24 protein-coding genes are annotated in these 24,035 nt (G+C 65.6%); 4 read left to right on the forward strand and 20 right to left on the reverse strand.

Annotated features, from left to right (window positions below):
- Window positions 1-186: 186 nt before the first annotated feature.
- Window positions 187-2,607 carry a cellulase family glycosylhydrolase gene (locus ACSQ27_RS02150; protein WP_436153838.1) on the forward strand — a complete coding sequence of 807 codons (2,421 nt, stop codon included), beginning with the start codon at window positions 187-189 and terminating at the stop codon, window positions 2,605-2,607.
- Window positions 2,608-2,613: 6 nt separating this feature from the next.
- On the opposite strand, the gene ACSQ27_RS02155 is transcribed toward ACSQ27_RS02150, so the two are convergent.
- From ACSQ27_RS02155 to ACSQ27_RS02195, 9 genes are all read right to left on the reverse strand, one after another.
- The gene (locus tag ACSQ27_RS02155) at window positions 2,614-4,221 is read right to left on the reverse strand and encodes a gamma-glutamyltransferase family protein (protein ID WP_436153839.1); all 1,608 of its coding nucleotides are present in this window, start codon (window positions 4,219-4,221) and stop codon (window positions 2,614-2,616) included.
- A 33-nt stretch (window positions 4,222-4,254) separates the two neighbouring features.
- Window positions 4,255-5,127, reverse strand: coding sequence for an ABC transporter permease (locus ACSQ27_RS02160; RefSeq protein WP_436153840.1), 873 nt, complete (start codon window positions 5,125-5,127; stop codon window positions 4,255-4,257).
- A 3-nt stretch (window positions 5,128-5,130) separates the two neighbouring features.
- Entirely contained in the window at window positions 5,131-6,072 is a 942-nt protein-coding gene (locus tag ACSQ27_RS02165) for an ABC transporter permease (protein WP_436153841.1), read from the reverse strand.
- 22 nt (window positions 6,073-6,094) lie between these two features.
- Window positions 6,095-7,594 carry an ABC transporter substrate-binding protein gene (locus ACSQ27_RS02170; RefSeq protein ID WP_436153842.1) on the reverse strand — a complete coding sequence of 500 codons (1,500 nt, stop codon included), beginning with the start codon at window positions 7,592-7,594 and terminating at the stop codon, window positions 6,095-6,097.
- Window positions 7,595-7,682: 88 nt separating this feature from the next.
- Window positions 7,683-8,732, reverse strand: coding sequence for an ABC transporter ATP-binding protein (locus ACSQ27_RS02175; RefSeq protein WP_436153843.1), 1,050 nt, complete (start codon window positions 8,730-8,732; stop codon window positions 7,683-7,685).
- Window positions 8,729-9,757: an ABC transporter ATP-binding protein gene (locus tag ACSQ27_RS02180; RefSeq protein WP_436153844.1), complete on the reverse strand. Its 1,029-nt coding sequence runs from the start codon at window positions 9,755-9,757 to the stop codon at window positions 8,729-8,731. Before ACSQ27_RS02180 ends, ACSQ27_RS02175 begins: the two co-directional genes overlap by 4 nt.
- Window positions 9,754-10,473: a DUF1028 domain-containing protein gene (locus ACSQ27_RS02185; RefSeq protein WP_436153845.1), complete on the reverse strand. Its 720-nt coding sequence runs from the start codon at window positions 10,471-10,473 to the stop codon at window positions 9,754-9,756. The genes ACSQ27_RS02180 and ACSQ27_RS02185 overlap by 4 nt, the downstream gene beginning before the upstream one ends.
- Before the next feature lie 205 nt (window positions 10,474-10,678).
- Window positions 10,679-10,903, reverse strand: coding sequence for a 2-hydroxymuconate tautomerase family protein (locus ACSQ27_RS02190; protein ID WP_436153846.1), 225 nt, complete (start codon window positions 10,901-10,903; stop codon window positions 10,679-10,681).
- A 41-nt stretch (window positions 10,904-10,944) separates the two neighbouring features.
- Window positions 10,945-11,697 carry an SDR family NAD(P)-dependent oxidoreductase gene (locus tag ACSQ27_RS02195; RefSeq protein ID WP_436153847.1) on the reverse strand — a complete coding sequence of 251 codons (753 nt, stop codon included), beginning with the start codon at window positions 11,695-11,697 and terminating at the stop codon, window positions 10,945-10,947.
- A 175-nt stretch (window positions 11,698-11,872) separates the two neighbouring features.
- On the opposite strand from ACSQ27_RS02195, the gene ACSQ27_RS02200 reads away from it, so the two are divergent.
- Window positions 11,873-12,793, forward strand: coding sequence for a LysR substrate-binding domain-containing protein (locus tag ACSQ27_RS02200; RefSeq protein WP_436153848.1), 921 nt, complete (start codon window positions 11,873-11,875; stop codon window positions 12,791-12,793).
- Window positions 12,794-12,876: 83 nt separating this feature from the next.
- Here ACSQ27_RS02200 and ACSQ27_RS02205 read toward each other — a convergent pair whose 3' ends face one another.
- The 3 genes from ACSQ27_RS02205 to ACSQ27_RS02215 form a co-directional block, all read right to left on the reverse strand.
- A complete protein-coding gene (locus ACSQ27_RS02205) occupies window positions 12,877-13,836 on the reverse strand; it encodes a tripartite tricarboxylate transporter substrate binding protein (RefSeq protein WP_436153849.1) in 960 nt (319 codons plus the stop codon).
- 47 nt (window positions 13,837-13,883) lie between these two features.
- Window positions 13,884-15,104 carry an acetylornithine deacetylase gene (gene argE / locus ACSQ27_RS02210; RefSeq protein WP_436153850.1) on the reverse strand — a complete coding sequence of 407 codons (1,221 nt, stop codon included), beginning with the start codon at window positions 15,102-15,104 and terminating at the stop codon, window positions 13,884-13,886.
- Window positions 15,105-15,333: 229 nt separating this feature from the next.
- Window positions 15,334-16,047: a hypothetical protein gene (locus ACSQ27_RS02215; protein WP_436153851.1), complete on the reverse strand. Its 714-nt coding sequence runs from the start codon at window positions 16,045-16,047 to the stop codon at window positions 15,334-15,336.
- A gap of 235 nt (window positions 16,048-16,282) precedes the next feature.
- Here ACSQ27_RS02215 and ACSQ27_RS02220 point away from each other — a divergent pair, with 235 nt between their 5' ends.
- The gene (locus ACSQ27_RS02220; protein ID WP_436153852.1) at window positions 16,283-16,792 is read left to right on the forward strand and encodes a DUF1993 domain-containing protein; all 510 of its coding nucleotides are present in this window, start codon (window positions 16,283-16,285) and stop codon (window positions 16,790-16,792) included.
- Window positions 16,793-16,834: 42 nt separating this feature from the next.
- Here the strand turns inward: ACSQ27_RS02220 and ACSQ27_RS02225 are convergent, their stop codons facing one another.
- The 7 genes from ACSQ27_RS02225 to ACSQ27_RS02255 form a co-directional block, all read right to left on the reverse strand.
- On the reverse strand, window positions 16,835-17,236 hold the full coding sequence (locus ACSQ27_RS02225; protein ID WP_436153853.1) for a hypothetical protein: 402 nt from the start codon (window positions 17,234-17,236) through the stop codon (window positions 16,835-16,837).
- Window positions 17,237-17,684: 448 nt separating this feature from the next.
- Window positions 17,685-18,731 (reverse strand): class I SAM-dependent methyltransferase, encoded by a 1,047-nt coding sequence (locus tag ACSQ27_RS02230; protein WP_436153854.1) that lies wholly within the window; start codon window positions 18,729-18,731, stop codon window positions 17,685-17,687.
- 151 nt (window positions 18,732-18,882) lie between these two features.
- Complete coding sequence (locus tag ACSQ27_RS02235; protein WP_436153855.1) at window positions 18,883-19,347, reverse strand: DUF4864 domain-containing protein; 465 nt, start codon at window positions 19,345-19,347, stop codon at window positions 18,883-18,885.
- A gap of 117 nt (window positions 19,348-19,464) precedes the next feature.
- Window positions 19,465-20,337, reverse strand: a complete 873-nt coding sequence (locus ACSQ27_RS02240) for a PhzF family phenazine biosynthesis protein (RefSeq protein ID WP_436153856.1) — start codon at window positions 20,335-20,337, stop codon at window positions 19,465-19,467.
- Between the two features lie 70 nt (window positions 20,338-20,407).
- On the reverse strand, window positions 20,408-20,644 hold the full coding sequence (locus tag ACSQ27_RS02245; RefSeq protein WP_436153857.1) for a hypothetical protein: 237 nt from the start codon (window positions 20,642-20,644) through the stop codon (window positions 20,408-20,410).
- 89 nt (window positions 20,645-20,733) lie between these two features.
- On the reverse strand, window positions 20,734-21,342 hold the full coding sequence (gene petA / locus ACSQ27_RS02250; RefSeq protein WP_436153858.1) for a ubiquinol-cytochrome c reductase iron-sulfur subunit: 609 nt from the start codon (window positions 21,340-21,342) through the stop codon (window positions 20,734-20,736).
- A gap of 31 nt (window positions 21,343-21,373) precedes the next feature.
- A complete protein-coding gene (locus tag ACSQ27_RS02255) occupies window positions 21,374-21,835 on the reverse strand; it encodes a carboxypeptidase regulatory-like domain-containing protein (RefSeq protein WP_436153859.1) in 462 nt (153 codons plus the stop codon).
- 224 nt (window positions 21,836-22,059) lie between these two features.
- Here ACSQ27_RS02255 and ACSQ27_RS02260 point away from each other — a divergent pair, with 224 nt between their 5' ends.
- Entirely contained in the window at window positions 22,060-22,722 is a 663-nt protein-coding gene (locus ACSQ27_RS02260; protein ID WP_436153860.1) for an alpha/beta hydrolase, read from the forward strand.
- 10 nt (window positions 22,723-22,732) lie between these two features.
- On the opposite strand, the gene ACSQ27_RS02265 is transcribed toward ACSQ27_RS02260, so the two are convergent.
- On the reverse strand, window positions 22,733-24,022 hold the full coding sequence (locus tag ACSQ27_RS02265) for an MFS transporter (RefSeq protein WP_436153861.1): 1,290 nt from the start codon (window positions 24,020-24,022) through the stop codon (window positions 22,733-22,735).
- Window positions 24,023-24,035: the final 13 nt, after the last annotated feature.

The following is a 24,035-nucleotide window of genomic DNA, read 5'->3' on the forward strand; positions in this document are numbered from 1 at the left end:
GGCAAAAAATACCTGGCGCTATTGTCACCGACCTCGCGTTTTCGCGCTGGTGCCGCCCAAACCTGTCAGCCTTGACAGGGGCCAAATGTAAGCGAGGCATTGTGTTGCTTCAAACTGTAATGAAGCGGAAATACCGGGCTTAACCTGAGTCTTTGAATGACATACCGCAACAGGAGAAGCCTTCCGATGCAAAGACGTGAATTTTCACAGGCCGCTTTGGCCGCCGGCGCCCTGGCGGCTCTTCCCTTCACCGTGAGCCGGCAGGCACAAGCCGCCGTCGCGCGCGCCGCGGCCGGCATGCCCGCCATGGGCACCAATCTCTCGGGCATGGAATGGGCCAAGCCCGGCCTGCGGGCCAACACGAGCTCGGCGCCCAACCTGCATTTCACCGTGCCGCGCAAGGCCGACGTGGCCTACTTGGCCGCTTGCGGTTTCATGAAGAACCGGCTACCCATCCAGTGGGAGCTGCTGCAGCCCATGCTGCACGACACCGTGGCCAATGCAGCCGCAAAAGCGGCCATCGGCAACCCGGGCGCCTTCCATGCGGGCTATGAGGCTTTCATCACCGGCGTGCTCGACGCCCACGCGGCCGCCGGCACACGCTGCATCATCGACAACCACAACTACGGCCGCTACCAGGATTTCAGATTCCAGGCCGACGGCTCGGTGATAGGCCTGACTGTGCCGCCAGGCGGCGTGCTCAGACCCTACACCACCGATGCGGTGCAAATCCAGTCGCGGATTTTTTCACTCGTGCCGGGCGCAACACTCAAGATCGCGCACTTCACCGATTTCTGGACACGCGCGGCGACGAAGTGGAAGAACCACCCGGGCTTTGGCGGCTACGGCCTCATGAACGAGCCGCACGACATGCCCAAGCCGGGCGGCGTCATCGCCTCCAACGAAGAAGCCGTAAAGGGCGGCGAAGACCTCACGATCTGGCCCACGTTTGCGCAGGCGGCTATCCAGGCGATACGCGCGGTCGACACCGTCAACCCTATCTATGTGGCGGGCAACCAGTACGACTCGGCCATGGCCATAGGCACCAAGAACCCCGGCTTCCCGCTGTCAGGCACCAACCTGATTTACGAAGTGCACGTGTACCTGGATGCCTTCAGCAACGGCGCGTTCTTTGACTACGACACCGAGGTCGCCAAGAACTACAGCGCCGGTTTCGGTACCGGCCCCATCAAGGTCTCCACCGGCGCGGACCGGCTCAAGATCGCGGTCGACTGGGCCAAGGCCAAGGGTGTGAAGCTGGCGCTCACCGAGGTCGGCATGCCGATTGACGATCCGCGTTGGGAAGCGATGTTCGCGCAAACGGCGGTGTATGCGGCCCAGTCGGGTTGTGAGGTCTACACCTGGATGGGCGGCAACCACTGGCCTATCCGCAACTACGCCATCAACCACGTGCCCGGCTGGCACCAGAACAAGACGCTGGAGTCGTCGGTTTCGGGCGTGCTCAAGGCCGCGGCGGGCATTGTGCAAGCGACTTTGTTCGATGACGGGCCCGGCTATGCGCCGGCGGGAACACCGATCACGATTACCGTCTACGCGCGCGGCAACCTGGCCCAGCCGGTGGTGCTCACGGTGGCGTCCAACAAGGGCGGCACCCTGAGCAAGTCGCGCCTGACCATTCCCGCGGGCGCCAACGGGCAGGACAGCTTCACTTACACGCCCGCGGCCAACCAGATCGCGACGCTCACTTACACCAGCGACGGGCAGCTGGCTGGCCAGGTGCCGCCGCCGCGCAAGGTGTTTTCGCTGACGGACCCGGCAGGCTATGCCGCCACCAACCTGGCCGACGCCGCGCTGGCCATCGTCGCCAAATACGGCGCCTGCAAGTGGGGGCTGGCCGACGGCTACACCGACTACCTGCTGGGCGCGCCGGCCGCGGCGGGCCAGGTGGTGCGCGCCGTGTCGGATTCAGGTTATGGATCCAGCCCGGGCAATGCCTTGGAGATGATCAACTGGATGAACAAGGACAGCGGCGCCTCGGGGCCGATGTCTGTGCCCGTGATGCGCGTGACCAACGGCAAAAAGAATTCCGACCACAGCGTGCCCGAGTCCTTCGGCTTCTGGTGCAAAAAATCCAGCCGCATGGCCGGGGTGCAACCCAACCCGCGCAACCGCGTGCCTTACAACCTGGAGGATGCGCACTTCGCCATCGCGGCCCTCAGCGTTCCGGCGGCCACCAACACCGGCGTGGTGTTCCAGGCCTCCAAGACGGAAGACCCGCAAACCTCGGAGCTGGGCTTTCTGAACGGCCAGCCGCGCGCCCGGTGGATTGACTCAAAAGGCCTGACGGTGCAACTGCTGGCCCCGGCCAGGCTCGCCGTCAACACGCCGGCGGTGCTGGCGCTGGCATCGGTGGCCGGCGCGCAAAAACTGCGCCTCAATTCCGCCGAGATCGGCAGCGCCGCTGCGACCTTCGCGCCCAGCGCCTTCACCCAGATGCTGATGGGCTGCGGCTACATCAGCTACTACCCGCGCGAAGGTTTCCGCGGCAACCTGTACGCGGTCATCGCGGGCAAGGGCGCGCCGACGGTGGCCGAGCTGGCCGTGCTGGAGCGTTACCTGGGCAGCACGGCCGGCATGACGCTCTAGTGAGCTTTACCAGGCGGCGATGGATCCGTCTGCGCGCGGCTCAGTCCCGCCGCAGAGCACACCCTCGGCATTGCGCCAGATGATCTGCCCGCGGCCAAAGCCCATGCGGTTGCCCGACCAGGCGACCTGATGGCCCAGGCCCGCGAGGCCGTGGAAGAGGTGTTCGGGTGTGGAGCGTTCTATGCTCACGCGCTTGCCGCTCTCCCATTCCCAGCGCGGCGCGTCCAGCGAAGCCTGCGGGTTCAGGCCGAAGTCCACGGTGTTCATCACCATCTGCACATGGCCCTGCGGCTGCATGAAGCCGCCCATCACGCCGAAGGGGCCGATGGCCCGGCCGCCTTGGGTCAGGAAGCCCGGGATGATGGTGTGGTAGGGCCGCTTGCCGGGCGCCAGGCAGTTGGGGTGCTGGGCGTCCAGCGAAAAGTTGTTGCCGCGGTTGTGCAGCGCGATGCCGGTGCCCGGCACCACCATGCCCGAGCCGAAGCCCATGTAGTTGCTCTGGATCAGCGAGACCATATTGCCCTCGCCGTCGGCCGTGCTCAGGTACACCGTGCCGCCGCGGGAGGGCTGGCCCGGCATGGGCTGCAGGGCGCGCTCGCCTATGAGCGCTCGGCGCTCAGCCGCATAGGCGTCCGACAGCAGCTCGGCCACGGACACGCGCATGTGGGCCGGGTCGGCGATGTGCGCCAGGCCGTCGGCAAAAGCCAGCTTCATGGCCTCGATCTGCAGGTGGTGGGTTCGCAGGCTGTCGCGTTCGCTGAAGTCAAAACCCTTGAGGATGTTGAGCGCCATCAAGGCCACCAGGCCGTGGCCGTTGGGCGGGATCTCCCAGACGTCATAGCCGCGGTAGTTCACGCTGATCGGGTCGCACCAGTCGACCTGGAAGGCGGCCAGGTCTTCCTGGGCCAGGTAACCGCCGGCCGACTGCACAAAGGCCGCGATCCGTTCGGCCAGCGGGCCGCGGTAAAAACTTTCGGCGGCCGTGTCGGCAATCGACTGCAGGGTGTCGGCATGGGCGGCGGAGCGCCAGATCTCGCCCGGCTGCGGCGCGCGCTCGGGTGCGAAGGTGTCGAACCAGGCTTTGAAATACGGCTCCTTGAATTTCTCGCGGAACAGCGCCGTGGCCTGCTGCCAGGCGGAGGCCACCGTGGGCGAGACCGGAAAACCTTCACGCGCCAGTTCAATGGAACGCGCCATCGAGGTCTTGAGCGGCAGTTTGCCGAAGCGCTGCGCCAATGCGGCCCAGGCGGCGGGCGTGCCCGGCACCGTCACGGGCAGCGGGCCGTACTTGGGCACTTCGGTCAGGCCCTGGCGGGTGAGTTTGTCGAGGGTGATGGCGCGCGGCGCCGGGCCGCTGGCGTTCAGGCCGTGCAGCTTGCCGCCATGCCAGACCAGCGCGAAGGCATCACCGCCTATGCCGTTGGCGTTGGGCTCAACCACCGTGAGCGCGGCGGCCGTGGCAATCGCCGCGTCAATCGCGTTGCCGCCGGCCTGCAGCACCTGCAGGCCCGCCTGCGCGGCCAGCGGCTGCGAGGTGGCGACCATGCCCTTGTTGGCATAGACCACGTTGCGGCGGGAAGCATAGGGATAGTGAAGGGCGTCGAAAGTAGGCATGGTCAAACGGTGGTGGGCGCCTTTCGGCGGGAATTATTTGTGCTTGGGGTCCAGCGCATCGCGCAGTCCGTCGCCCAGCAGGTTGAAGGACAGCACCAGCAGGAAGATGGACAGGCCGGGCCAGATCGCCATCCAGGGTGCATTGTCGACGTAATTCTTGGCGGTGTTGAGCATGCTGCCCCAGCTGGGCGCCGGCGGCTGCTGGCCCAGGCCCAGAAAGGACAGGCTGGCCTCGGCGATGATGGCCGCTGCAATCGCCAGCGAGGCCTGCACGATCAGCGGCGGCAGCACATTGGGCAGGATGTGGCGCAGCGCGATGCGCCAGTGCGGGTTGCCCACGGCGCGCGCCGCCTCGACGAAGTCTTCCACCTTCATGGCCAGCACCTGGGCGCGCGTCAGGCGTATGAAGATGGGCGTGGCCGAGACGCCGATGGCGATCATCGCGTTGCTGAGGCTGGGGCCCAGGAAGGCGGCCAGGGCGATGGCCAGGATCAAAAAGGGCACAGCCAGCATGGCGTCGGTGAAGCGCGAGATCAGGCTGTCCGTCCAGCCGCCCACGTAGGCGGCCAGCAGGCCTACGGGCACACCCAGCGCCATCGAGATGCAGACCGACACCAGGCCCGCCATCAGAGAGGCGCGCGCCCCCCACACCACGCGCGAGAGCACGTCGCGGCCTATCTCGTCGGTGCCGAACAGGTATTGCAAGCTGGGTGGTTTTCGCACCGCGCTCCAGCTGGTGGCGATCGGGTCATAGGGTGCGATCCACGGGGCGAACAGCGCCAGCACCACAAAAATCACGACGATGGCCAGGCCCAGCATGGCGCCACGGCGGCGCATCAGGCGGCGCAGCGCGCGGCGGGCCGGTGTGGCCTCGCGTGGGACGATGGCGGGAAGGACAGCGCTCATGCCTCAGCCCCTCAGCCGTGGGTTGACCACAAAATACGCCAGGTCGGCCAGCAGGTTCAGCAGGATGTAGACGCTGGAGGTGAACAGCACCACACCCTGCACGACCGCGTAATCGCGGTTGAACACCGCGTCCACGATCAGCTTGCCGAAACCGGGAATCGAAAACACCTGCTCGGTCAGCACCGCGCCCGACAGCAGCGTGCCGAACTCCAGCGCGCCCAGCGTGATGATGGGCGTGAGCGCATTGCGCAGCGCGTGTTTCAGCACCACGCGCCGCTCGGTCAGGCCCTTGGCGCGCGCGGTGCGAACATAGTCGGCGTTGAGCACCTGCAGCATGGCGCTGCGCGTGTGGCGCATCAGCACGGCGGCAATCGCGTTGCCCAGCACAAAGGCCGGCATGATCATGGCGGCCAGGTTGGCCCGCAGGTCTTCAAAGGGGCTGACATAACCTGACGCCGGCAACCAGCCCAGCTGCACCGAGAACACCAGGATCATCAAAATGCCCAGCCAGAAATTGGGCGTGGACAGGCCCCATAGCGCGATCACATTGGCCAGGTAGTCCCAGGCCGAGTCCTTGCCGACGGCCGAGACGATGCCGGCCGGGATGCCGATCAGCAGTGCGATGACCATGGCCATGGCCGCCAGCTGCAGCGTGACCGGCAGCTTTTCCTTGATCAGGTCCAGCACCGGCTGCTGGATTCGCATCGATTCGCCCAGGTCGCCGTGGAACACGCCGGAAATCCAGTAGGCGTAGCGCATGGGCAGCGGCTCGTCGAGGTGCATCTTCTTTTGCAGGTAGGCGATCACCTCGGGGTCCTGGTTTTCCCCGGCCAGGACCGACGCGGCATCACCGGGCAGCAGTTGCTGCAGCCCGAAGATGATGACCGTGACAAAGAACACGGTCGGGATGATCGCGGCAAGCCGCTTGAGGAGGTACTGGAGCATGTGAGTTGGGCGCGGCCTGCTTTTACATCCTCAAACCCTGGATGCGGACCAGCCCGTCAGGCACGGTGCGCATGCCGGTGATTTTCTTGTTGTAGGCCCAAAGCCAGTTGCGGTGGAAAAGGTAAACAACAGGCTTGACCTTGTCGGCTTCAGCGGCCAGCGTGGCAAACACCTTGATGCGCCCGGCGGTGTCCAGCGTGTTGCGCGAACGGTTCAGCAATTCGTCCCACTGCGGGCGGCATTCGCCGCTGTAGTTCAGCGGCTGCTTGCAGCCGTAGAAGCTGAACAGGTTGCCGTCCGGGTCGGCGCGGCCGCTCCAGGCCAGCACATAGGCGTCGAACTGGCCCTTGTCGGCCAGGTTCAGCGAGGTGGCGAATTCGGTGGACTGGATCTTCACGTCAAAGCCCGCCTCCTTGGCCATGGCCTGCACCACCTGTGCCACGCGCTGGGCATCAGAAGTGGTGGGCGTCATCAGCGTGAAAACGGGGTTGGGCACACCGGCTTCTTTCAGCAGCTGTTTGGCGCGTGTGATGTCACGCTTGGGAATGGGGACGTTCTTGGCGTAGAAGCTGTTGGCGGGTGGCACCCACTGGTTGCCCGGCGTGGCTTCGCCGTCCATCGCGACCTGCACGATGCCGGCACGGTCCAGCGAGAGCTCAAAAGCCTCGCGCACGCGCGGGTCGCGGCCCAGCGGATTCTTTTGCGCCTGGTCGCTCTTGCCGGTGTTGATGGTGATGCCCTGATAGCCCAGCTCGGTGATGCGGGAGAAGCCGAGCTTTTTGTCGGCCTTGATGGAGGCGATGTCGGAGGGCGCCACGCGTTCAATGAAGTCGAGCTGGCCGGAGCGCAGGTTGGCCAGGCGCACGGTGGCGTCCACGATGGGCTGGAACACGACCTTGTCGAAGTGGATGTTGGCCTTGTCCCAGTAGCCGGCGTAGCGTTCCAGCACGATGCGGTCCTGCGCCACGCGTTCGGTGAACTTGAAGGGGCCAGAGCACACCGGCCTGGTGCCGAAATTGGTGGGCGCGGCCTGCGCGGCCTTGGGTGAAACCATCATGCCGGCGCGGTCGGCCAGCACACTGAGCAGCGGAGAGAAAGGTGCGCTCAGGTTGATCTTGACCGTGGAGTCGTCGATCACGTCCACCGTGGTCACGGGCGCCAGTTCGCCGCGGCGGTTCGAGCCCGCGAGGGTTTTATGGCGGTCTATGTTGAACTTCACGGCGGCGGCGTCGAATTTTTCGCCGTCATGGAAGGTCACGCCGCTGCGCAGCTTCAGGGTCAGCGCCTTGTTGTCGGCCGACCAGCTGTAGGAGGTGGCCAGCTGCGGCACGATGTTGAGTTTTTCATCGATGTCGACCAGCTTGTCGCACAGTGAGGAAAACACGATGCGGCTCACGAAGCTGCGCGCCAGCGTCGGGTCCAGCACGTCCGGGTCTTCGGCCAGGCCTATGCGCAGGGTTTGGGCCTGTGTGGCGCAGGCGGTGGCGGCCAATGTCAGGGCCAGCAGGATTTTGGTGCTCATGGTTCTTCCTTTGCGGTTGTCGGTTGCGATGACGGATGGCTGTCTTGCGCCGGGGATAGCTGGAGGTGTATGGACATCGTGGTCTCCATCAGGCCGCTTGCGCGTGAAAGGCTGCCTGGAGCCGGAGCAGCCTCTCGTTCACGACGGCACCGCCGGTGATGCCGGCCGGCGCCTTGATCTCTTCCCAGAAGTGGCAGGCCACGGCGTGGCCGCCTTGCGAACGCAATGCGGGAACTTCCTCGGCGCAACGCTCGCGCGCATGCGGGCAGCGCGTCCTGAAGCGGCAGCCCGAAGGCGGGGTGATGGGGTTGGGCACGTCGCCCTGCAGCAGGGTGCGCTCACGCTTGAGGCCCGGCTCGGGCACCGGAATCGCCGACAGCAGGGCCTGCGTGTACGGGTGTCGCGGCTGGGAGAACAGGCTTTGCTTGTCGGCGTATTCGACGATCTGCCCGAGGTACATCACCGCGACATGCGAGGCGATGTGCTTGACCACCGCAAGGTCGTGCGCGATGAACACATAGGCCAGGCCCAGGCGGCGCTGCAAGTCCTGCAGCAGGTTGACGACCTGCGCCTGGATGGAGACGTCCAGCGCCGACACCGCTTCATCGCAGACGATGAGCCGCGGCTCCACGGCGAGCGCCCGGGCAATTCCGATACGTTGGCGCTGGCCGCCCGAAAACTCATGCGGGTAGCGCTGCAGGTATTGCGGCGCCAGGCCGACGAGGTCCAGCAACTCGGCGGCGCGTTCGCGGTGCCGGCCGCGCGCCAGGCCGTGCAGGGCCAGCGGCTCGGTCAGCGCCTGCTCCACCGTCATGCGCGGATTCAGCGAGGAATACGGATCCTGGAAAATCATCTGCAGCTCGCGGCGCTTGGCGCGCAGGCGGCCGGCGGGCAGCGCCATCAGGTCCTCGCCGTCAAACCAGACCTGGCCCGAGGTCGCGTCCAGCAGGCGCAGCACCAGCCGCCCCACGGTGGATTTGCCGCAGCCCGACTCGCCGACCAGCGCCATGGTCTCGCCGGTGTTCAACTCGAAGTTCAACCCGTCGACCGCATGCACGACCGCCTTGGAGCGGCTGAACAGGTGCGGGCGCACCGGGAAATGCTTGACCAGGTTTTCGACCTTCAGCAGCGCGCTCACGGTGCCACCTCGCTGGCTACAGCGGCGGTGTCGCGGCGGGTCGCCATACCGGCCTCCAGCGGTGCACGCCAGCAGGCTGCTTCGTGGCCTTCGCCCATGTCCATCAGCGGCGGCGCTTCCTGCCGGCATTTATCGACGGCAAAGGGGCAGCGCGGCGCGAAGCGGCAGCCGTCCATGCGTGTCATGGGTGTGGGCACCTGGCCCTCAATCGCGTTGAGCCGGTCCTGCGCCAGGTGCAGCTTGGGGATGGAGCCCAGCAATCCTATGGTGTAGGGATGCTGCGGCTCGACAAACAGGCGCCCCACGGGCGCGCGCTCCACGATCCTGCCGGAATACATCACGGCGACCTCATCGGCCAGCTCGGCGATCACGCCCAGGTCGTGCGTGATCAGGATGATGGCGGTGCCGGTTTCCTCGCGCAGCGTGCGCATCAGGTCCAGCACCTGGGCCTGGATGGTGACGTCCAGCGCGGTGGTGGGTTCGTCGGCGATCAGCAACTGCGGCTCGCAGGCCAGGGCCATGGCGATCATCACGCGCTGGCGCATGCCGCCCGAAAGCTTGTGCGGGTATTCGTCGATGCGCTGCTCGGGCGAGGGAATGCGCACGCGGCGCAGCATGGCGATGGCATGCTCCCTGGCCTGCGCCGCGCCGATGTCGCGGTGGCAGCGTATGCCTTCAATCAGCTGGTCGCCTATGGTGAAGGCCGGGTTCAGCGAGGTCATGGGTTCCTGGAAGATCATGGCCATGCGGTTGCCGCGCAGCGCGCGCATGGCGTCCGGGCCCAGCGTGGCCAGGTCGGTGCCTTCAAAGCGGATGGAACCGGCGGAAACACGGCCCTGGCCCTTGGGCAGCAGGCCCATGATGGACAGCGAAGTCACGCTTTTGCCGCAGCCCGATTCGCCGACGATGCCCAGTGTGCGGCCGGACTCCACCGAAAAGCTGATGCCGTCCACCGCGGCGAATTCACCGCCGCCTTCGAGCTTGAAGCTGGTGCGCAGGCCACTCACCTCCAGCAAAGCCGTCATTCGGCGGCTCCGCTGCGCCGGGCGTGAAAGCGTGTGATCTCGGCCTCGATCACCGCGCGATCGGTGATGCCCGCCGGGCTGTGGCGCGAGGGCAGGCAGGTGCTGAAGGGCTGGTAGCGCTCCAGGCTTTTGTCGTAAAGGCGGCGCAGTTCCTGCAGGGGCTCGGCATGGTCGTCCACGCGGAGGTCCAGTGCGCAGTAGTCTTCCGTGGTGTAAATCAAAAGTGCGGCGGCCTGCTTGCCGCGCTTGTCGCCGCCCGCGGCCTCACCGGCCGCCAGCGCGGTGATCAGGCGCTCGGCAAACGGGAGCCCGGCATTGGCCTCATAGGCCACGGCGGTGGCTTCAATCACCTGCGGGCCGGCCAGCATGTTGCCGGCGACGGAGTAGCCAACGCCCGCCCTGTGGCCGCACCAGTCTATGCAGGCGCTGCCGGTGTGGGCCGCGGCCTGGCCGCTTGCGCCTATCAGGTGAAGCTGGCGATGGTCACGGCCTTCGTCAGCGGCGGTTAAACGTTTGATGATGTCGGCGGGCGACTGGCCGAGGGCCAGGGCGTCCAATGCCGGTGCGGCATACAGCGGGTTGACCAGCGCCTGCGTTGCGAGCGCGCCCACGCCGCTGCGCGCGTGCGGGCACAGTGCGCCCGCAGCAAAAAATTTGCTGGCAACCGCCACGCCAAACGCGCCCGATGAATCGCGCGCGATGAGGGACCAGGTCATGTATCAAAACTTTCGTCAGCAGCTGCGCCCTTGATGAGGCGTCTGGCTTGCTCCCCGAAACAAAAACCGCTTTCGTGCGACTTCCGTCTTGCAAAGGATGATGCATGAATCATGCCATGCACCGGCGGGTCCGTGTCTCCGCGGACCCGCCGGCCAAGCGGAGTCTATTCCATCTTGGGCGGCCGTGCTCGGCCGTGCGCGGGGCTTAACCCGCCGCGGCTTTCGCGGCCGCTTCGCGCTTGCGGACCGTGGTCACGTTCTCGCTCGCGACGCCCCAGTTGTCGGTGTCGACCTCGTCGATGATGACAAAGGTGGTGGCCGGGTTTTTGTTGAGCACACGGACCAGCAGGTCGGTCGCGCCCTGGATCAGCTGCAGTTTTTGCGCGGGCGTTGCGCCTTCGCGGGTGATACGGATATTGACGTAAGGCATTTCGAAAACTCCTGGGGTTGGGTGAAAGAAAGCGGGGAGGCTTACCAGGTGCCGGCCGACGCACCGCCGTCGACTGCCAACACGACGCCGCTGGTGTATTGCGCGTCGGTCAGGTAGAGCACGGCGTCGACGACGTCCTGGGTCGCGCCTATGCGGGCCGAAGGCGACAGGGTCTTGAGGAAGGACTGCGTGCCTTCGTCGGGGCTGTGCATGGGGGTGGCGATGATGCCGGGCGCCACGGCCGAGACCTTCACATTGGACGAGGCCAGTTCCAGCGCGAGCGCGCGGGTCGCATCATTGAGGCCGCCCTTGATCAGCACGGGCAGCAGCGCCGGCACTTTCATGCTGGGCTGTATCGCGATGCTGGCGGTGATGGTCACGATGTGGCCCTGCCTGTTTTTCGCCATGTGCGCGGCGGCCTGCTGCGAGGGATAAAAGAAGCCCTTGAGGTTGGTGCCGACGATGCTGTCCAGCTCCTCTTCGGTGTAGTCGACGATTGGCTTGGCATTGAAGATGCCGGCGTTGTTGACCAGGATGTCGACCTTGCCGAAGCTGGCGATCGCATGGGCAAACAGTTTTTTGGCGGTGGCCGCCTCTGCGATGTCGCCTTCGACGCCCACAAAGTTGGCAGGGTTGCCGAGCTTGGCGGCGGCTGCTTCCAGCCGCGCGCTGCTGCGCGCATTGCCGACCACGTTGTAGCCGCGTTTTAAGTACGCTTCCGCCAGGGCAAAGCCGATGCCGCTCGAGGCGCCGGTGATCACGACGGTTTTGTTGTTGCTGTTGCTGTTGCTCATTGCAATCGTCCTTCAGTGGGTTGGATGGGCGGCGCGGTGGTCCCGTGCCGGCCGGGTGAATTGCTTGTTCCTTCCCGGTGAGATGAACTATATTTATGCTGTCCATGAAGATAAATATGGATTTTCACAAATTACTTGATACATGGCGTAATCAATGCGCCACTGAGGGGATGCCGTGAAGCGCAAATTCGATGATTTATTGCTGGGCAGCATCGAGCTGTTTTGCCTGGCGGCCGAGCTCAGCAGCTTTACCGCCGCCGCCGCGGCGGCCGGTGTGACGCCGGCGGCGGTCAGCCGTTCCGTGTCGCGGCTGGAGGAGCGGCTGGGCGTGCGCCTCTTTGTGCGCACCACAAGGCAAATCCGGCTGACAGACGACGGCCGCGTGTATTTCGAGCAGTGCCGCCAGGCCTTGTCGCAGCTCGTGGATGCCGAGCGCCAGGTGACGGGCGGGCAGGCCGCGCCGGCCGGGCTGTTGCGCATCAGCATGCCGACGCCTTATGCACATTACCGCGTGCTGCCCTTGCTGCCGCTGTTTCGCAAACGTTATCCGCAGGTCCAGCTCGACGTGCACCTGAGCAACCGCAACATCGATTTCGCGGACGAGGGCTATGACCTCGCGATACGCGGGCGCGCGCCGGACGACTCCAGCCTGATCGCGCGCAAGCTCGAAGACGCCGAACTGGTGCTGGCGGCTACACCCTCATACCTCAAGCGCGCGGGGAAACCCAAAACGCTGGAAGACCTGCAAAAGCACGAGTGCATCCAGTTTGAATTGCCCAGCACGGGCCGCAGGATTCCCTGGACTTTCCAGGTTGACGGCAAAGACCTCGACCTCGCGACGCCTGGCAGTTATTGCTGCACGGAAGACGTGCTGGGCGTGGCAACCCTGGCGCGCAGCGGCGCCGGCCTGGTGCAGACCTACCGCTACATCCTCGAGAAGGACTTGAAGAGCGGTGAACTGGTCGAGCTGCTGCCGCAGTTCGGCGGCAGCTCTCGGCCCTTCATCCTGCTGTACCCGCATGCGCGCCATTTGTCCTTGCGCGTGCGGACTTTTGTGGATTTTCTGGTCGAGCAGCTGGCGATCGCCGGGCGCTGAGGCCCTAGAGCCGTTCATAAAGCCCAGCGAAGCGGTCCTGGCAAGGCGACGCAACAACGCCAGGAGGGTTTTGTGGACGGCTCTTATTCGACTTTGGCGCCTGAGGCTCTTACGACTTCAGCCATGCGTTTGTAATCGACCGCCAGCAGCTTCGCGAAGTCGGCGTTGTTCATCGCCAGCGGCTCGATGCCCTGCTTGTCCAGGCGCTCCAGCACCACGGGGTCCTTGAGCACCTTGGCCATGGCCGCGTTGACACGGTTGACCTCGGCCGCCGGTGTGGCGGCGGGGCCCAGCAGGCCGAACCAGGAGTCGAACTGGTAGCCGGGCAGGCCGCTTTCGGCGATGGTGGGGACATCAGGAAGGTATTTGGAGCGCTTGGGCGAGGTCACGCCGATCAGGCGTATGCGGCTGTCTTTGGCAAAGGCCAGCGCGCCTATGCTGGCGGCGATCACCGCCTGCGCGCGGCCCGAGATCACTTCGTTGATCGCCTCGCCGGTGGCCTTGAGCGGCACGTGCACCACATCGATGCCGGCCAGGCCGTTGAAGTAGGCCATGGACAGGTGCGTGGCGCTGCCGACGCCGGCGGTGGCGTAGTTGAGCTTGCCGGGGTTGGCCTTGGCGTAGCGGATGTACTCGGCGGCGGTTTTGGCCGGCACGTCGGGGTGGATCATCAGCACGTAGTCGGCTGTGCCTATGTGCGCCATGGGGGCGAAGTCTTTTTGCGGGTCGTAGCTGAGTTTGGTGTAAAGCGTGCCGGCGATGTTGTGGCTGGCCGCGCCCAGCACCATGGTGCCGCTGTCGGGCGCCGACTTGGCGACATAGCCCGTTCCCACGGTGCCGCCGGCACCGGGCCGGTTCTCGATGATGACGGTCTGGCCCAGGGCCTGGCCGAGTTCGGTGGACATGGCGCGTGCCAGCAAGTCCTGGACGCCGCCCGGTGCGAAAGGCACCACGATGCGCGCGATTTTGGTGTTGGACTGGGCCAGGGTGCTGCCTGCGGCAAGGGCCAGGCCGGAGCCCAGGAAATCTCGGCGTTGCATCATGGAATGGTTTCTTTCGGTAGGTGGTGGTTGCGGTTGCGATCAGGTTTTCAGTTCACGCAGACCTCGTCGGCCAGGCGGCGCATGAAGCGCTCGCACCAGGCGAGTTGGTCGAGTGTGACCCATTCATTGGGCTGGTGTGCCTGCGCGATGTGGCCGGGGCCGCACACGATGGTCGGCACACCGACCTGGTGGAACAATGCAGCTTCCGTGCCAAAGGACACCTTGCCGGCGCCCGAACTGGCATCGACGTCGGCGCACTTGAAACACAGCTGGGCAATCTCGCTGTCGGCCTCCGTCGCGAAGCCGGGCAGCACCGAATTGAGCTTGTGGCTGATGCCGGTATCGGCGGCCACGGCCTGCATGGCCGGGACCAGGCTGTCGGCGAAAGCCTTGGCTTCGTTGAACAGCTCAACCGGCGAATTCATGTGGTGGTGGCGAATCTCCCAGGTCACGTCGCAGTCGCGCGGGATGATGTTGAGCGCGGTGCCGCCGGCGATCACGCCGGTGTGGATGGTGGTGTGCGGCACGTCGTAAATCGCATCGAACGGGCCCTCGGCCACCAGGCGGCGGTGCATGGACTTGAGGTGGGCGACGAATTCGCAGGCGATCTCCACAGCATTGACCCCCAGCGGCGTGAGCGAGGAGTGCGCCTCGAATCCGCGCACCGAGGTCTTGTAGGCGTGTTTGCCCTTGTGCGCGATCACCACCTGCATGCCGGTGGGCTCACCGACGATGCAGCCGGCGGGCTTGTAGCCCTGGTCCACCATGTCGGCAATCATGCGGCGCACGCCTATGCAGCCGACTTCCTCGTCGTAGCTGAACGCAAGGTGCACCGGGCGCTTGAGTTTGCGCTTGAGCAGCTCGGGCACCATCATGAGCGCGGTCGCGCCATAGCTCTTCATGTCGGTCACACCGCGGCCGTAGAGCTTGTCGCCAATGACCTGCGCCGCGAAAGGGTCGGTGTCCCAGGGCTGGCCGTCGACCGGCACCACGTCGGTGTGGCCCGACAGCACCAGGCCGCCAACTTTGGTCTCGCCGTTCTCGGCGGGCAGGGTGGCCCAGAGGTTGGCCTTCTTGCCGCTGTCGTCATAGGTGCGGCGGCATTCAATGCCCAGGGCTTCAAGCCGCGCCTGGGTCCAGTCGAGCAGCGGCAGGTTGCTGTCGCGCGAGACGGAGGCAAAGGACACCCATTTTTCAATCAGCGGCAGGGCGGCGAGGTCGGCGGCCTGCACGGCGCTGCGGGTGGCGTTGGGAAGAGGGGCATTCATGGTGGGCCTTTGTGGTACGGCGCGATGCCGTGGTTTTCAGGGCGGCGGCGGAGGCCGGGAAGACATGGAGGGCGTTGCCGGAAAATTGTATGACAGCATACTATTTTGCGCGCGGGCCTGATTTCGTCCGGACCTCGGTAGCGGCCCGGGCAAAAAAAACCGCCGGATCGAATGATCTCGGCGGTGTTTGACAGCCACAGGGGCCGGACGGTTGACGATCGCGGCAGCCTTACTTTTTCCCGCCACCACCACCGCCACCGTTTCCACCTCCGTTGCCTCCGCCATTACCTCCGCCATTGCCGCCGCCGTTACCGTTGCCCTTGCCGCCACCATGGCCGGCATCTTTGCCGGCGCCCAGGCCCTTGCCCGCGATGTCGGCCTTGGCGACGCTCTCTGCCTTGGCGGAATGGGTGGATGGCTTGCCGCTCTTGTCGGTATGCGAAGCGCTGACGACCGAGCCCAGGGTCACGCCCATGCCTTTGGCGATCTGCCCCCAGCCCATGCCCTCGCTTCTTTGCCCGAGCACGCCGCCCAAAGCGGCCGAGAGCTGTCCCGGTGTCGGATTGCTGATGCCTTGCTGGGCCAGCGAGGTTTTAGCCAGCGAGATGGCGATGTTGATGTTGCCGTAGCCCATCTTGCCCGTGGACGGCGACAGGCTGGCGGCGGGCGCCGTGGCGTTGGGGCCGGTCAGGCTGGGCCCGAGGGTGATGGTGGTGCCGGTACGCAGCCCGTCAACCATGGACCGGGCGTTTTCCGGTGAACCGGCGAAGGCGCTGTAGCTGGAAGCCAGCCTGGCGCCTTCCGGGTTGGAGGTGGTTTGCGCGAAGGCGGGGCCGCCGCACAACACGACGGCGCAGCCGGCCGCCAGGGCGAAAAGTTTTTTGGGGAGAGTGAACATGATGGGTACCTCACGCTGGTAGCGCCGGCCGCAGGCTGCGGCCATGGCTTCTTGATATTAGGAGTTCCTGCGCGCGCGAAGTGCGTGTTGCGGTGGCGTCCTACGGCGTCATCAGCGTAAAAGCGGGAGATGGTGCCTGGATGTAAAACCACGCGCAAAACGTTGGCGTCATAAACGGGTACCGGGCGCCTGGAAAGCGGCTGCGGCTGAACCCGGCGAGAATGCGACTCGCGGCATTGCGCTGCCCCGGCCATTCACTCCTCACAGAAAGCATTTCCCCATGACCAGCAGCATCTACACCACCTCCATTCCCGTTTTCAAGCAGATGCTGGGCGGCCTCAAGGGCGTCCTGGCCAAGGCCGAGGCCCACGCGGCCGCCAAGAACATCGACCCCAACGCGCTGCTGCAGGCGCGCCTTTTTCCCGACATGTTTCCCCTGCTGCGCCAGGTGCAGGTGGCCAGCGACTTCGCCAAGAGCGTGTCGGCCCGGCTGGCCGGCGTGGAAGTGCCCAAGATTGAAGACAAGGAAACCACGTTTGCCGAACTGCAGGCGCGCATAGACACGATTCTTGCCTTCGTCGAGGGACTGGATGTGGCGAAATTTGACGAAGCCGCCACGCGCGAGATCGTCACGCAAGCAGGAACGCCCAAGGAAAAGCGCTTCACGGGCCAGTCCTACCTGCTCAACTACGGCCTGCCGCATTTCTTCTTTCACACCACCACGGCATACGCCATCCTGCGCCACAACGGCGTGGAAGTGGGCAAGAAGGACTACATCGGAAGCTACTGAGCTTTGCCGGCGCCCGTTGCTGGGTGCCGCTTGCCCGCCTGGCTAGTGCCGTGCGGGGCTTTGGGCCTGCGCAAGCGTCTCGGGCGCTGCCGGGTTGCGCGGCATCTCGGCGGCGGACTGCCACGCGGGGGCTTGTGCCCACACGCTGGGGTGGGGCAGTTTCTGGTGGGGGCAGCTGGCGCCTCCGTCCAGCTGCCATGAAATGCCATGCAGCCAGTCATCGGCATGCGGCTCAAAACGCTTGAGGTCGGCCATCAGGGCTTTTTCGAAAGCCGCCGCGTAGGTCAGCAGGCGCAGGTCCCAGTGTTTCATGATGATGCGCACGTGCATGCCCTCGCCGTGGCGGCTGGAGGTCAGCAATATATGGCAGTCCAGCCAGTGCGACGGGATGCCCGCCCGCCGGGCGGTGTCGCGCAACAGTACCTGGATCAGCTGCTGCCGCAAGCCAAGGGCGGAATTTTCTTCGCCAGGAAGAGAGCGCTCCGATTCAGGAAGGCTGGTTCCCGCGGTCCTTGCAGGTTCGCTTTTGGTCCCAAAGAGCTGGTTGAGTTTCATGATGTGCGCGCATCGTGTTGTGGCGCCAGCCGTCTGGGCAGGGGGCGTATTTCACGCTGGCCCCGAGGCTGACACCATATGTTACAAGGTGTTAACAATGTCCGCGAACCCGGCCTTCAAGTCAAGCGGGGTGCTCTTGTAAAACCGGAACTTTTTCATGAAAACGTGAATTGGACGATGCGTTTCTGTGGGCATCAAGTCTGAATTTTCAGAGGGGAAAGCTCCGCATCTCCCGAAGTGCGGTCCCAGCGTTCCGGTTAGGGCCGAAGGCCTCGCACCGTGTTTGTGCCCAGGTATGCTGGCCTCCTGATTGTTTCTGTATGTAACTAAAACAAGTCTAAGCCCGCACGAAATACACGAAGGTGGTCTGCGGGAAGACGTGCCGGTAGAGGGGGCGTGCGAGCACCCGCGCCAGGTTTTTGGGTTGCAGCATGCCCGAGGCGCTGTTGTAGAGCCGGTAAAAGCTGGGGTGCAGCGGCTTGAGGCCGAACTCCTTGCCGAAGGCCACCAGCGAATCGTGGCTGAACGCGTTGATGTGCTCCAGCGGGGCGATCGGCATCTGGTCACCGGCCGACAGTGCGCCGAAATTTTTCCCCTGGCCGATTTTTTTCAGCGCGGCTGCCGCATCGGGAACGCTGATCTTGATGACCCCGTCGCCCGACAGCGCGTTGCGCAGCTTTTCGAGCACCAGCCGGGGCTCCGTCAGGTGTTCGAAGACCTGCTCGGTATTGATGAAACGGAACCTCCTGGCCGGCAGGTCGTCCAGGCCGACGACCCGCAGCCCCACGGACCTGCCATGGCGGGCGCGCTCCTCGGACAGCTCCACCCCCCACACATTGCAGCCGAATCCCATGGCCATCTTCGACCAGTGCGCCCAGCCGAAACCGAAGTCCAGCATGTCGAGCTCGCCCGGCGGCAGCCCGAAGTGCTGGATGATGAACTGGACCTGCTCGGCGAGGTAACGGTATTCGTCCAGGCTGTAGTTGCGGTGTTCACGCTCCAGCTCGGTGCCCGGGACCCAGTCGTTGTAGATTTCGCCGAGCAAGGGATCGTTGGGCACCTGCTGCTGGAAGACCAGGCCGCAATGGTCGCAGCGGGCCAGGGCATAGACGCCCGCGTCGGCCGTGGCGGACGCATGGCCTTCGTAGTGTCTTGCCAGGTAGGCCTGGATGCCCGCGCCGGTGTACGGCTCCTGGTACACCACGGAGAGGGAGCCTGAAAGGCAGCCGGGGCAGCGGGTCCTGACTTTGAGCGGCGATTCTCCCGGCAGCGTGTCGCCCTGAAGCGGCGCCTGGCGCGGCGTTGGCAGGCCTTCCCTGCGGGACGGTGAGGCCGGTTCAACCGGCAGGCGCGGGAGTTCAAGTGAGCTGGCAGGCATGTTCATGGTGGGTTCCGAAGCGCCGCAACGCAGCAGTACCGGCCACCTTAGCCGCTGGTGAGGCCCGCGCGGGTAACCCGCTGTAAGCCATGTATCGGCTCCCTCGCGCCAGTGCTGCACGCGCCGGGGCGCCGGCATGGAACCGGCACCCCGTGCATCAGGCCATGCGGTTCCGGTTTTCGACCACCGCGCAGCCGGTGATGCGCCACGCTTTGTTTCGTTGCCGCTCCAGGCTGTAGACCGCCAGCCACGAAGTGCCGCCGGCATCGGTCATCTGCACGCGCTGGATGGCCTGGTCGTCCTTGCCCTCGGCTTTCAGGAATGCCACGGAGCCCGGGCGGTAGACCACCGGGTAGTCCTTGCGCACCATCGCCATGAAGCCGGCGGCGTTGCCGACGGCTTCGCGCACATTGGGCGCGGCGAATGAAAAGGCCCTGGCCGCGTCGTCTTTGGCAAATGCGGCCAGCTGGCTTTCGATCACGCTGCGCACGCTTTTTTCGTCGGCCGCCGTGAACGGTGCGGCTTGCGCCGGCGCGGTGCCCAGCAGCAGCGCCAGTGCTGCGGCCCCTGCGGCGAGCAGGCCACGCAATTGCGCCGAAGCAAGGTGTATGCGGATGTTCATGTTTTTTCCTCCTGGGGCAGCTCTTGTCGCGGTGCCGGCAGCGCCATCATGCCGCAACTTGCCTGGAGTACGCAGCAAGCGGCGCGGCGGATGCGCCTCCTGGACTTAGAGCCGCTCTTAAAGAAGCTGGCCGCGCGCCAGCACCACCACGCCACCGCTGACGAGAATTTCACCGACCGTATTCGCCTGCACCGTGATCTTGCTGGGACGTCCGACGAAGCGGCCCTGTTTCAGCGTGATGACTTCGCCCGGCGTTGCCGCGCCGTGCTGCAGCAGGTAGGCGCCCACAGGGCCGGCCGCGCTGCCGGTGGCGATGTCTTCCACCAGCCCGGCGTTGTCCCAGGTGCGGCCCTCGCGCGCCGCCACGTCCACCACGTAGGCGAACTTGGCGCCCACGGTGGCCAGCAATGCCTCGAAGGCCGGGGGCACGATGCGCGCGCGGTCCAGGCCGCCCGCGGCGGGCACCAGCAGGTAGGGCAGGCCGGTCGACACGACCTGCAGTGGAAAGCGGATGTCCAACTGCGAGGCCTCGAGGTTGAGCGCGGCCAGAAAGGGCAGGCTTTCAGCGTGGCCCAGCGGGGCCTGCAGTGTGGCCTTGCCCTGGTTCATGCGGGCGTTGTAGGTGGCAGCGGTGCCTTCCAGCCGTGTGGTGCTCAGCGCGACCGCGCGCGTGCCCAGCATCAGGGTCCAGTCGGCGGCCGGCTGCCCGGCGGCATGTAGGTGGTGCAGCAGGCCGGCTGCGCCCAGCAGCGGGTGGCCGGCGAAATCGAGCTCTTCCTCCATCGTGAAGATGCGCGCTTCGAAGCGGCTGCCGGGGCCGTCGGGTGTGATGAAAATGCTTTCGAACTGCCGCATCTCCACCGCCAGGCGCTGCATTGCGCGCGCCGGCAGCGGGCTCTCGGGCAGGAAGACCGACAGGCCGTTGCCGGCCAGCGCCTCATGGGTGAACACGTCGACCTGGTAGTAGCCCAGGCCCGGGAAGGATGTCATGCTGGTTTCTCCTGGAGACCGCCCGGGGATGGCGGTCGGCAGGGAATTATCGGGGGGCGCCGATGTGGCTTTAGATACCGAGAATCTTCTTGGCGCCGCCCAGTGCCTTCATGGAGTCGTCGTGCTTGCCTTCCTTGTGGAATTTTTCGCCATCGGCGCGCAGTTCCTTGACCTTGCTCATGTCGGCGGGCGACAGTTTGGGGTTGGTCATCAGCTTGGCGTCTATGGCCTTCATCTCGTTGGGGCAGTTGTGGGCAAAGGCCAGTGAGGATGTGGCAAGCGCCACGGCGGCAATGATGAGCTTCATGCGAATCTCCAGGCTGCGTCAGAAGATGCTGACGCCAAATACTAGCAAGCCGTGGGACTGCTCACAAGGGCGGTTGCCCGCAGCGCCGGCTAGCCAATCTGCAGCTGGGAATCACCGATGAAGTGGTAGTCCGGAATCTCCAGGTTGGTCGGTGCCGGCACGTTTTTCACGACGCGGCCGGCCAGGTCGAAGCGGGAGCCGTGGCAGGGGCAAAAGAACCCGCCGGGCGCATGCAGCTCGGCGTTCAGCGCGCTGTCGTCCAGGCGCAGGCTCGGGGAGCAGCCCAGGTGCGTGCATACCCCGATCGCCACCAGAAGTTCCGGGCGCTCGGAGCGGGTCGGGTTGGCGCACGACTTCGGTTGCTCGGAGCGCTTGGACTGCGGGTCCGCCAACACCGGGTTGGGCTGCCGCAGCGCGCGCACCATGTCCTCGCTGCGCCGCATCAGCCAGACCGGCTTGCCGCGCCAGGCGACGGTGCGCAGTTCGCCCGTCGCCAAGTTGGAAATATCCACCAGCACCGGGCCGCCTTCGGCGCGCGCCGCTTCAGAGGGGGCGAGGCTGGCGGCGAAGGGGTAGGCCGCGGCCAGCAGGCCGGCACCGGCGGCGATGCCGGTTGCCGCCGCCAGCAGGTGCCGCTTGTCGGCATCCTGCAGGGTGCCGTCGTCTATAGCGCGTACCAGTTCGGTGAGGGTGCGCATGGTTGCTTTCAGGGCCTTCGGTCCGGTGCGTTCACGGTGTGGTTTTATCCGCGCCGGCGGGCCAGAGGAAGATCGCCCTGGCGGATTGCCCCGCCTTCACGTCCACCTTGCGTTGCAGGGTCTGGCCGGCCAGTGTGGCCTCCACGGCATAACTGCCCGGTGCCAGCCGCGCCAGCAGGAAGGGGCCTTCCGACGTGGCTTGGAGAACTTCCTGGCCCCGGGCGTCGCGTATCCGCACCTTCACGTCGGCGGCGAAATCGGCGCGCTGCCTGTCCTGGATGGCGAATTCGAGCGCCAGCGGCCACTGCGCGCTGGCCTTGCGCATCGCCGCGGATTCGTCGGCGCCTATGCCGCCGCTCAGGTATTCAATCGGGCCGCTGGTGCGCACGGGCGGCAAGGGTGCGTCGGCCTGGGCCAGTGCAGCACTCGTTATCAGGGCTGTTAGCGCACCGAGGACGGCCGCAGAGGCGGCCTTGCGTGTCGGGGTTTTCATTTCGAGATGCTCCTTCCGCAAAGAGGGATTTCACACCGTATCAGGCTTTGCGCGCCGGGTGTTCAAGGCCGCTGGAAACCATTGTTCGCGGGTCAGCTTAGGCCGGCCTTAAGTGAAATAAAGGGCGCGGGAAGACACGCCTAAAATCCCGACTGGCTTGTTTGCCGCTGCAAGCCCGCCGTGTTCAAACGCCCTGTTACCTACATCACCCGGATCCGCCACCCATGTCCCTCGAAGTCCTTGAAGCCCAGACCGGCGACAACCCCACCGCCACCATCCTCATCATGCACGGCCTGGGGGCCGATGGGCGCGACTTTGTGCCGATCGCCGAGCAGCTCAACCTCTCCAGCGTGGGTGACGTGCGTTTTCTGTTCCCGAGCGCGCCGTCCATCCCCGTCACCATCAACGGCGGCTACGTCATGCCGGCCTGGTACGACCTGCTGGGCGCCGACCTGGTGAGCCGGCAGGACGAGGTCGGGCTGCGCAAGTCGCAGGCCGACATCGAGGCGCTGATTGCCCATGAAACATCGCGCGGCATTCCCGCCAGCCGCATCGTGATCGCGGGTTTCTCGCAAGGCTGTGCCATGGCCTTGATGACGGGCCTGCGCCACAGTGAGCGCCTCGCCGGCATCGCGGGGCTGTCGGGTTACCTGCCGCTGGCCGACAAGACCGTTGGTGAGCGCAGTGCCGCCAACCAGGATGTGCCGATTTTCCTGGCCCACGGCACGCGCGACGGCGTGGTCGTGCTGCCGCGCGCCACCGCCACGCGCGATGCGCTCACGGCCATGGGCTACCCGGTCGAATGGCATGAGTACGCGATGGAGCACTCGGTGTGCCCGCAGGAGATCGTCGACCTTGAGAAGTGGTTGCTGAAAGTCCTTGCCTGAGGACAAGCGTTCAGGCAGGCTGAGCGCCTCGCGCATCCCGTGCCATGCGCCGCACGCGCCACAGCAGGAAAAATGCGATGCTGAAGTTCAGCAGGTTCCAGGCCACGCCGTTCAGAAAGGCCGCGTGGTAGGAGCCGGTCAGGTCGAAGATCTTGCCCGACATCCAGCCGCCCAGCGCCATGCCCAGCAGGGACGCCATGATCACCGTGCCCACGCGCGCGCCGGCTTCGGCGGGTTCGAAGTATTCGCGCACGATGATGGCGTAAGCCGGCACGAGGCCGCCCTGGAACAGGCCGAACAGCGCGGCAATAACGTAGAGCGACACCAGCCCGTCAAAAGGCAGGAACAGCAGCAGCGCGATGCCCTGCAGCACCGAGCCCAGCATCAGCGTGCGCAGCCCGCCTATGCGGTCGCAGATCACGCCTGACACCAGGCGGCTCACCACGCCGCAGGCCAGCATCAGCGACAGCATCTCGGCGCCGCGCGCCGCGCCGTAGCCCAGGTCGGTGCAGTAAGACACGATGTGCACCTGCGGCATGGCCATGGCCACGCAGCAGGCCACGCTGGCCACGCACAGCAGTGTTTGCGCCGCGCCCGGCGTCAAGCCGAAAGGCATGCTGCTCGTCGTCGCCTTCAGGCCGCTGCTGCCCACGCTGGAGGCCACGGCCACCGGCGGGCGCTTGCGCATCAGCAGGGCCAGCGAGGCCATGGCCACAAAGCTGAAAATGCCCAGGCCCAGGTAAGTCTGCCGCCAGCCCACGCTTTCCACGAAGTGCTGCACGATGGGCGGCCAGATCGCGCCGCCCAGGTAGTTGCCGCTGGCGCAGACCGCCACCGCGAAGCCGCGGCGGCGCACAAACCACAGGGAGGTGTCGGCCAGCAGCGGCGCGAAGGTGGAAGCCGAGCCGAGAAAGCCTATCAGCAGGCCGTGCGCCAGCGAGAACATCCATATGTTGCCCGCCATGGCCGCCAGCGCAAAACCCAGGCCCAGCCCGCACGCGCCAATCAGCAGCGGCACCATCACGCCGAAGCGGTCGGCCAGGCGGCCCATCATCACGCCGCCCACGCCGAAACCTATCATCAGCAAGGTATAGGGAATGGACGCATCGGCGCGCGAGACGCCGAACTCGGCCTGCACCGCCGGCAGCACCACGGCCACCACATACATGCCGCAAGCGCCCACCGTCATCAGGGCCAGCGTGACCATGAGGCGCATCACGGCATAGCGCGAATCGACGAGGGAAGAGGGGTCTTGGGAGGCCTTGCTTGTGGAGGCGGTGGATGGGGAGGGAGGGCTCATCGGCGCTAGGGTA

Origin of the sequence: Polaromonas sp. LjRoot131 (genome assembly GCF_964252805.1) — a bacterium.
Taxonomy (GTDB): domain Bacteria; phylum Pseudomonadota; class Gammaproteobacteria; order Burkholderiales; family Burkholderiaceae_C; genus Polaromonas.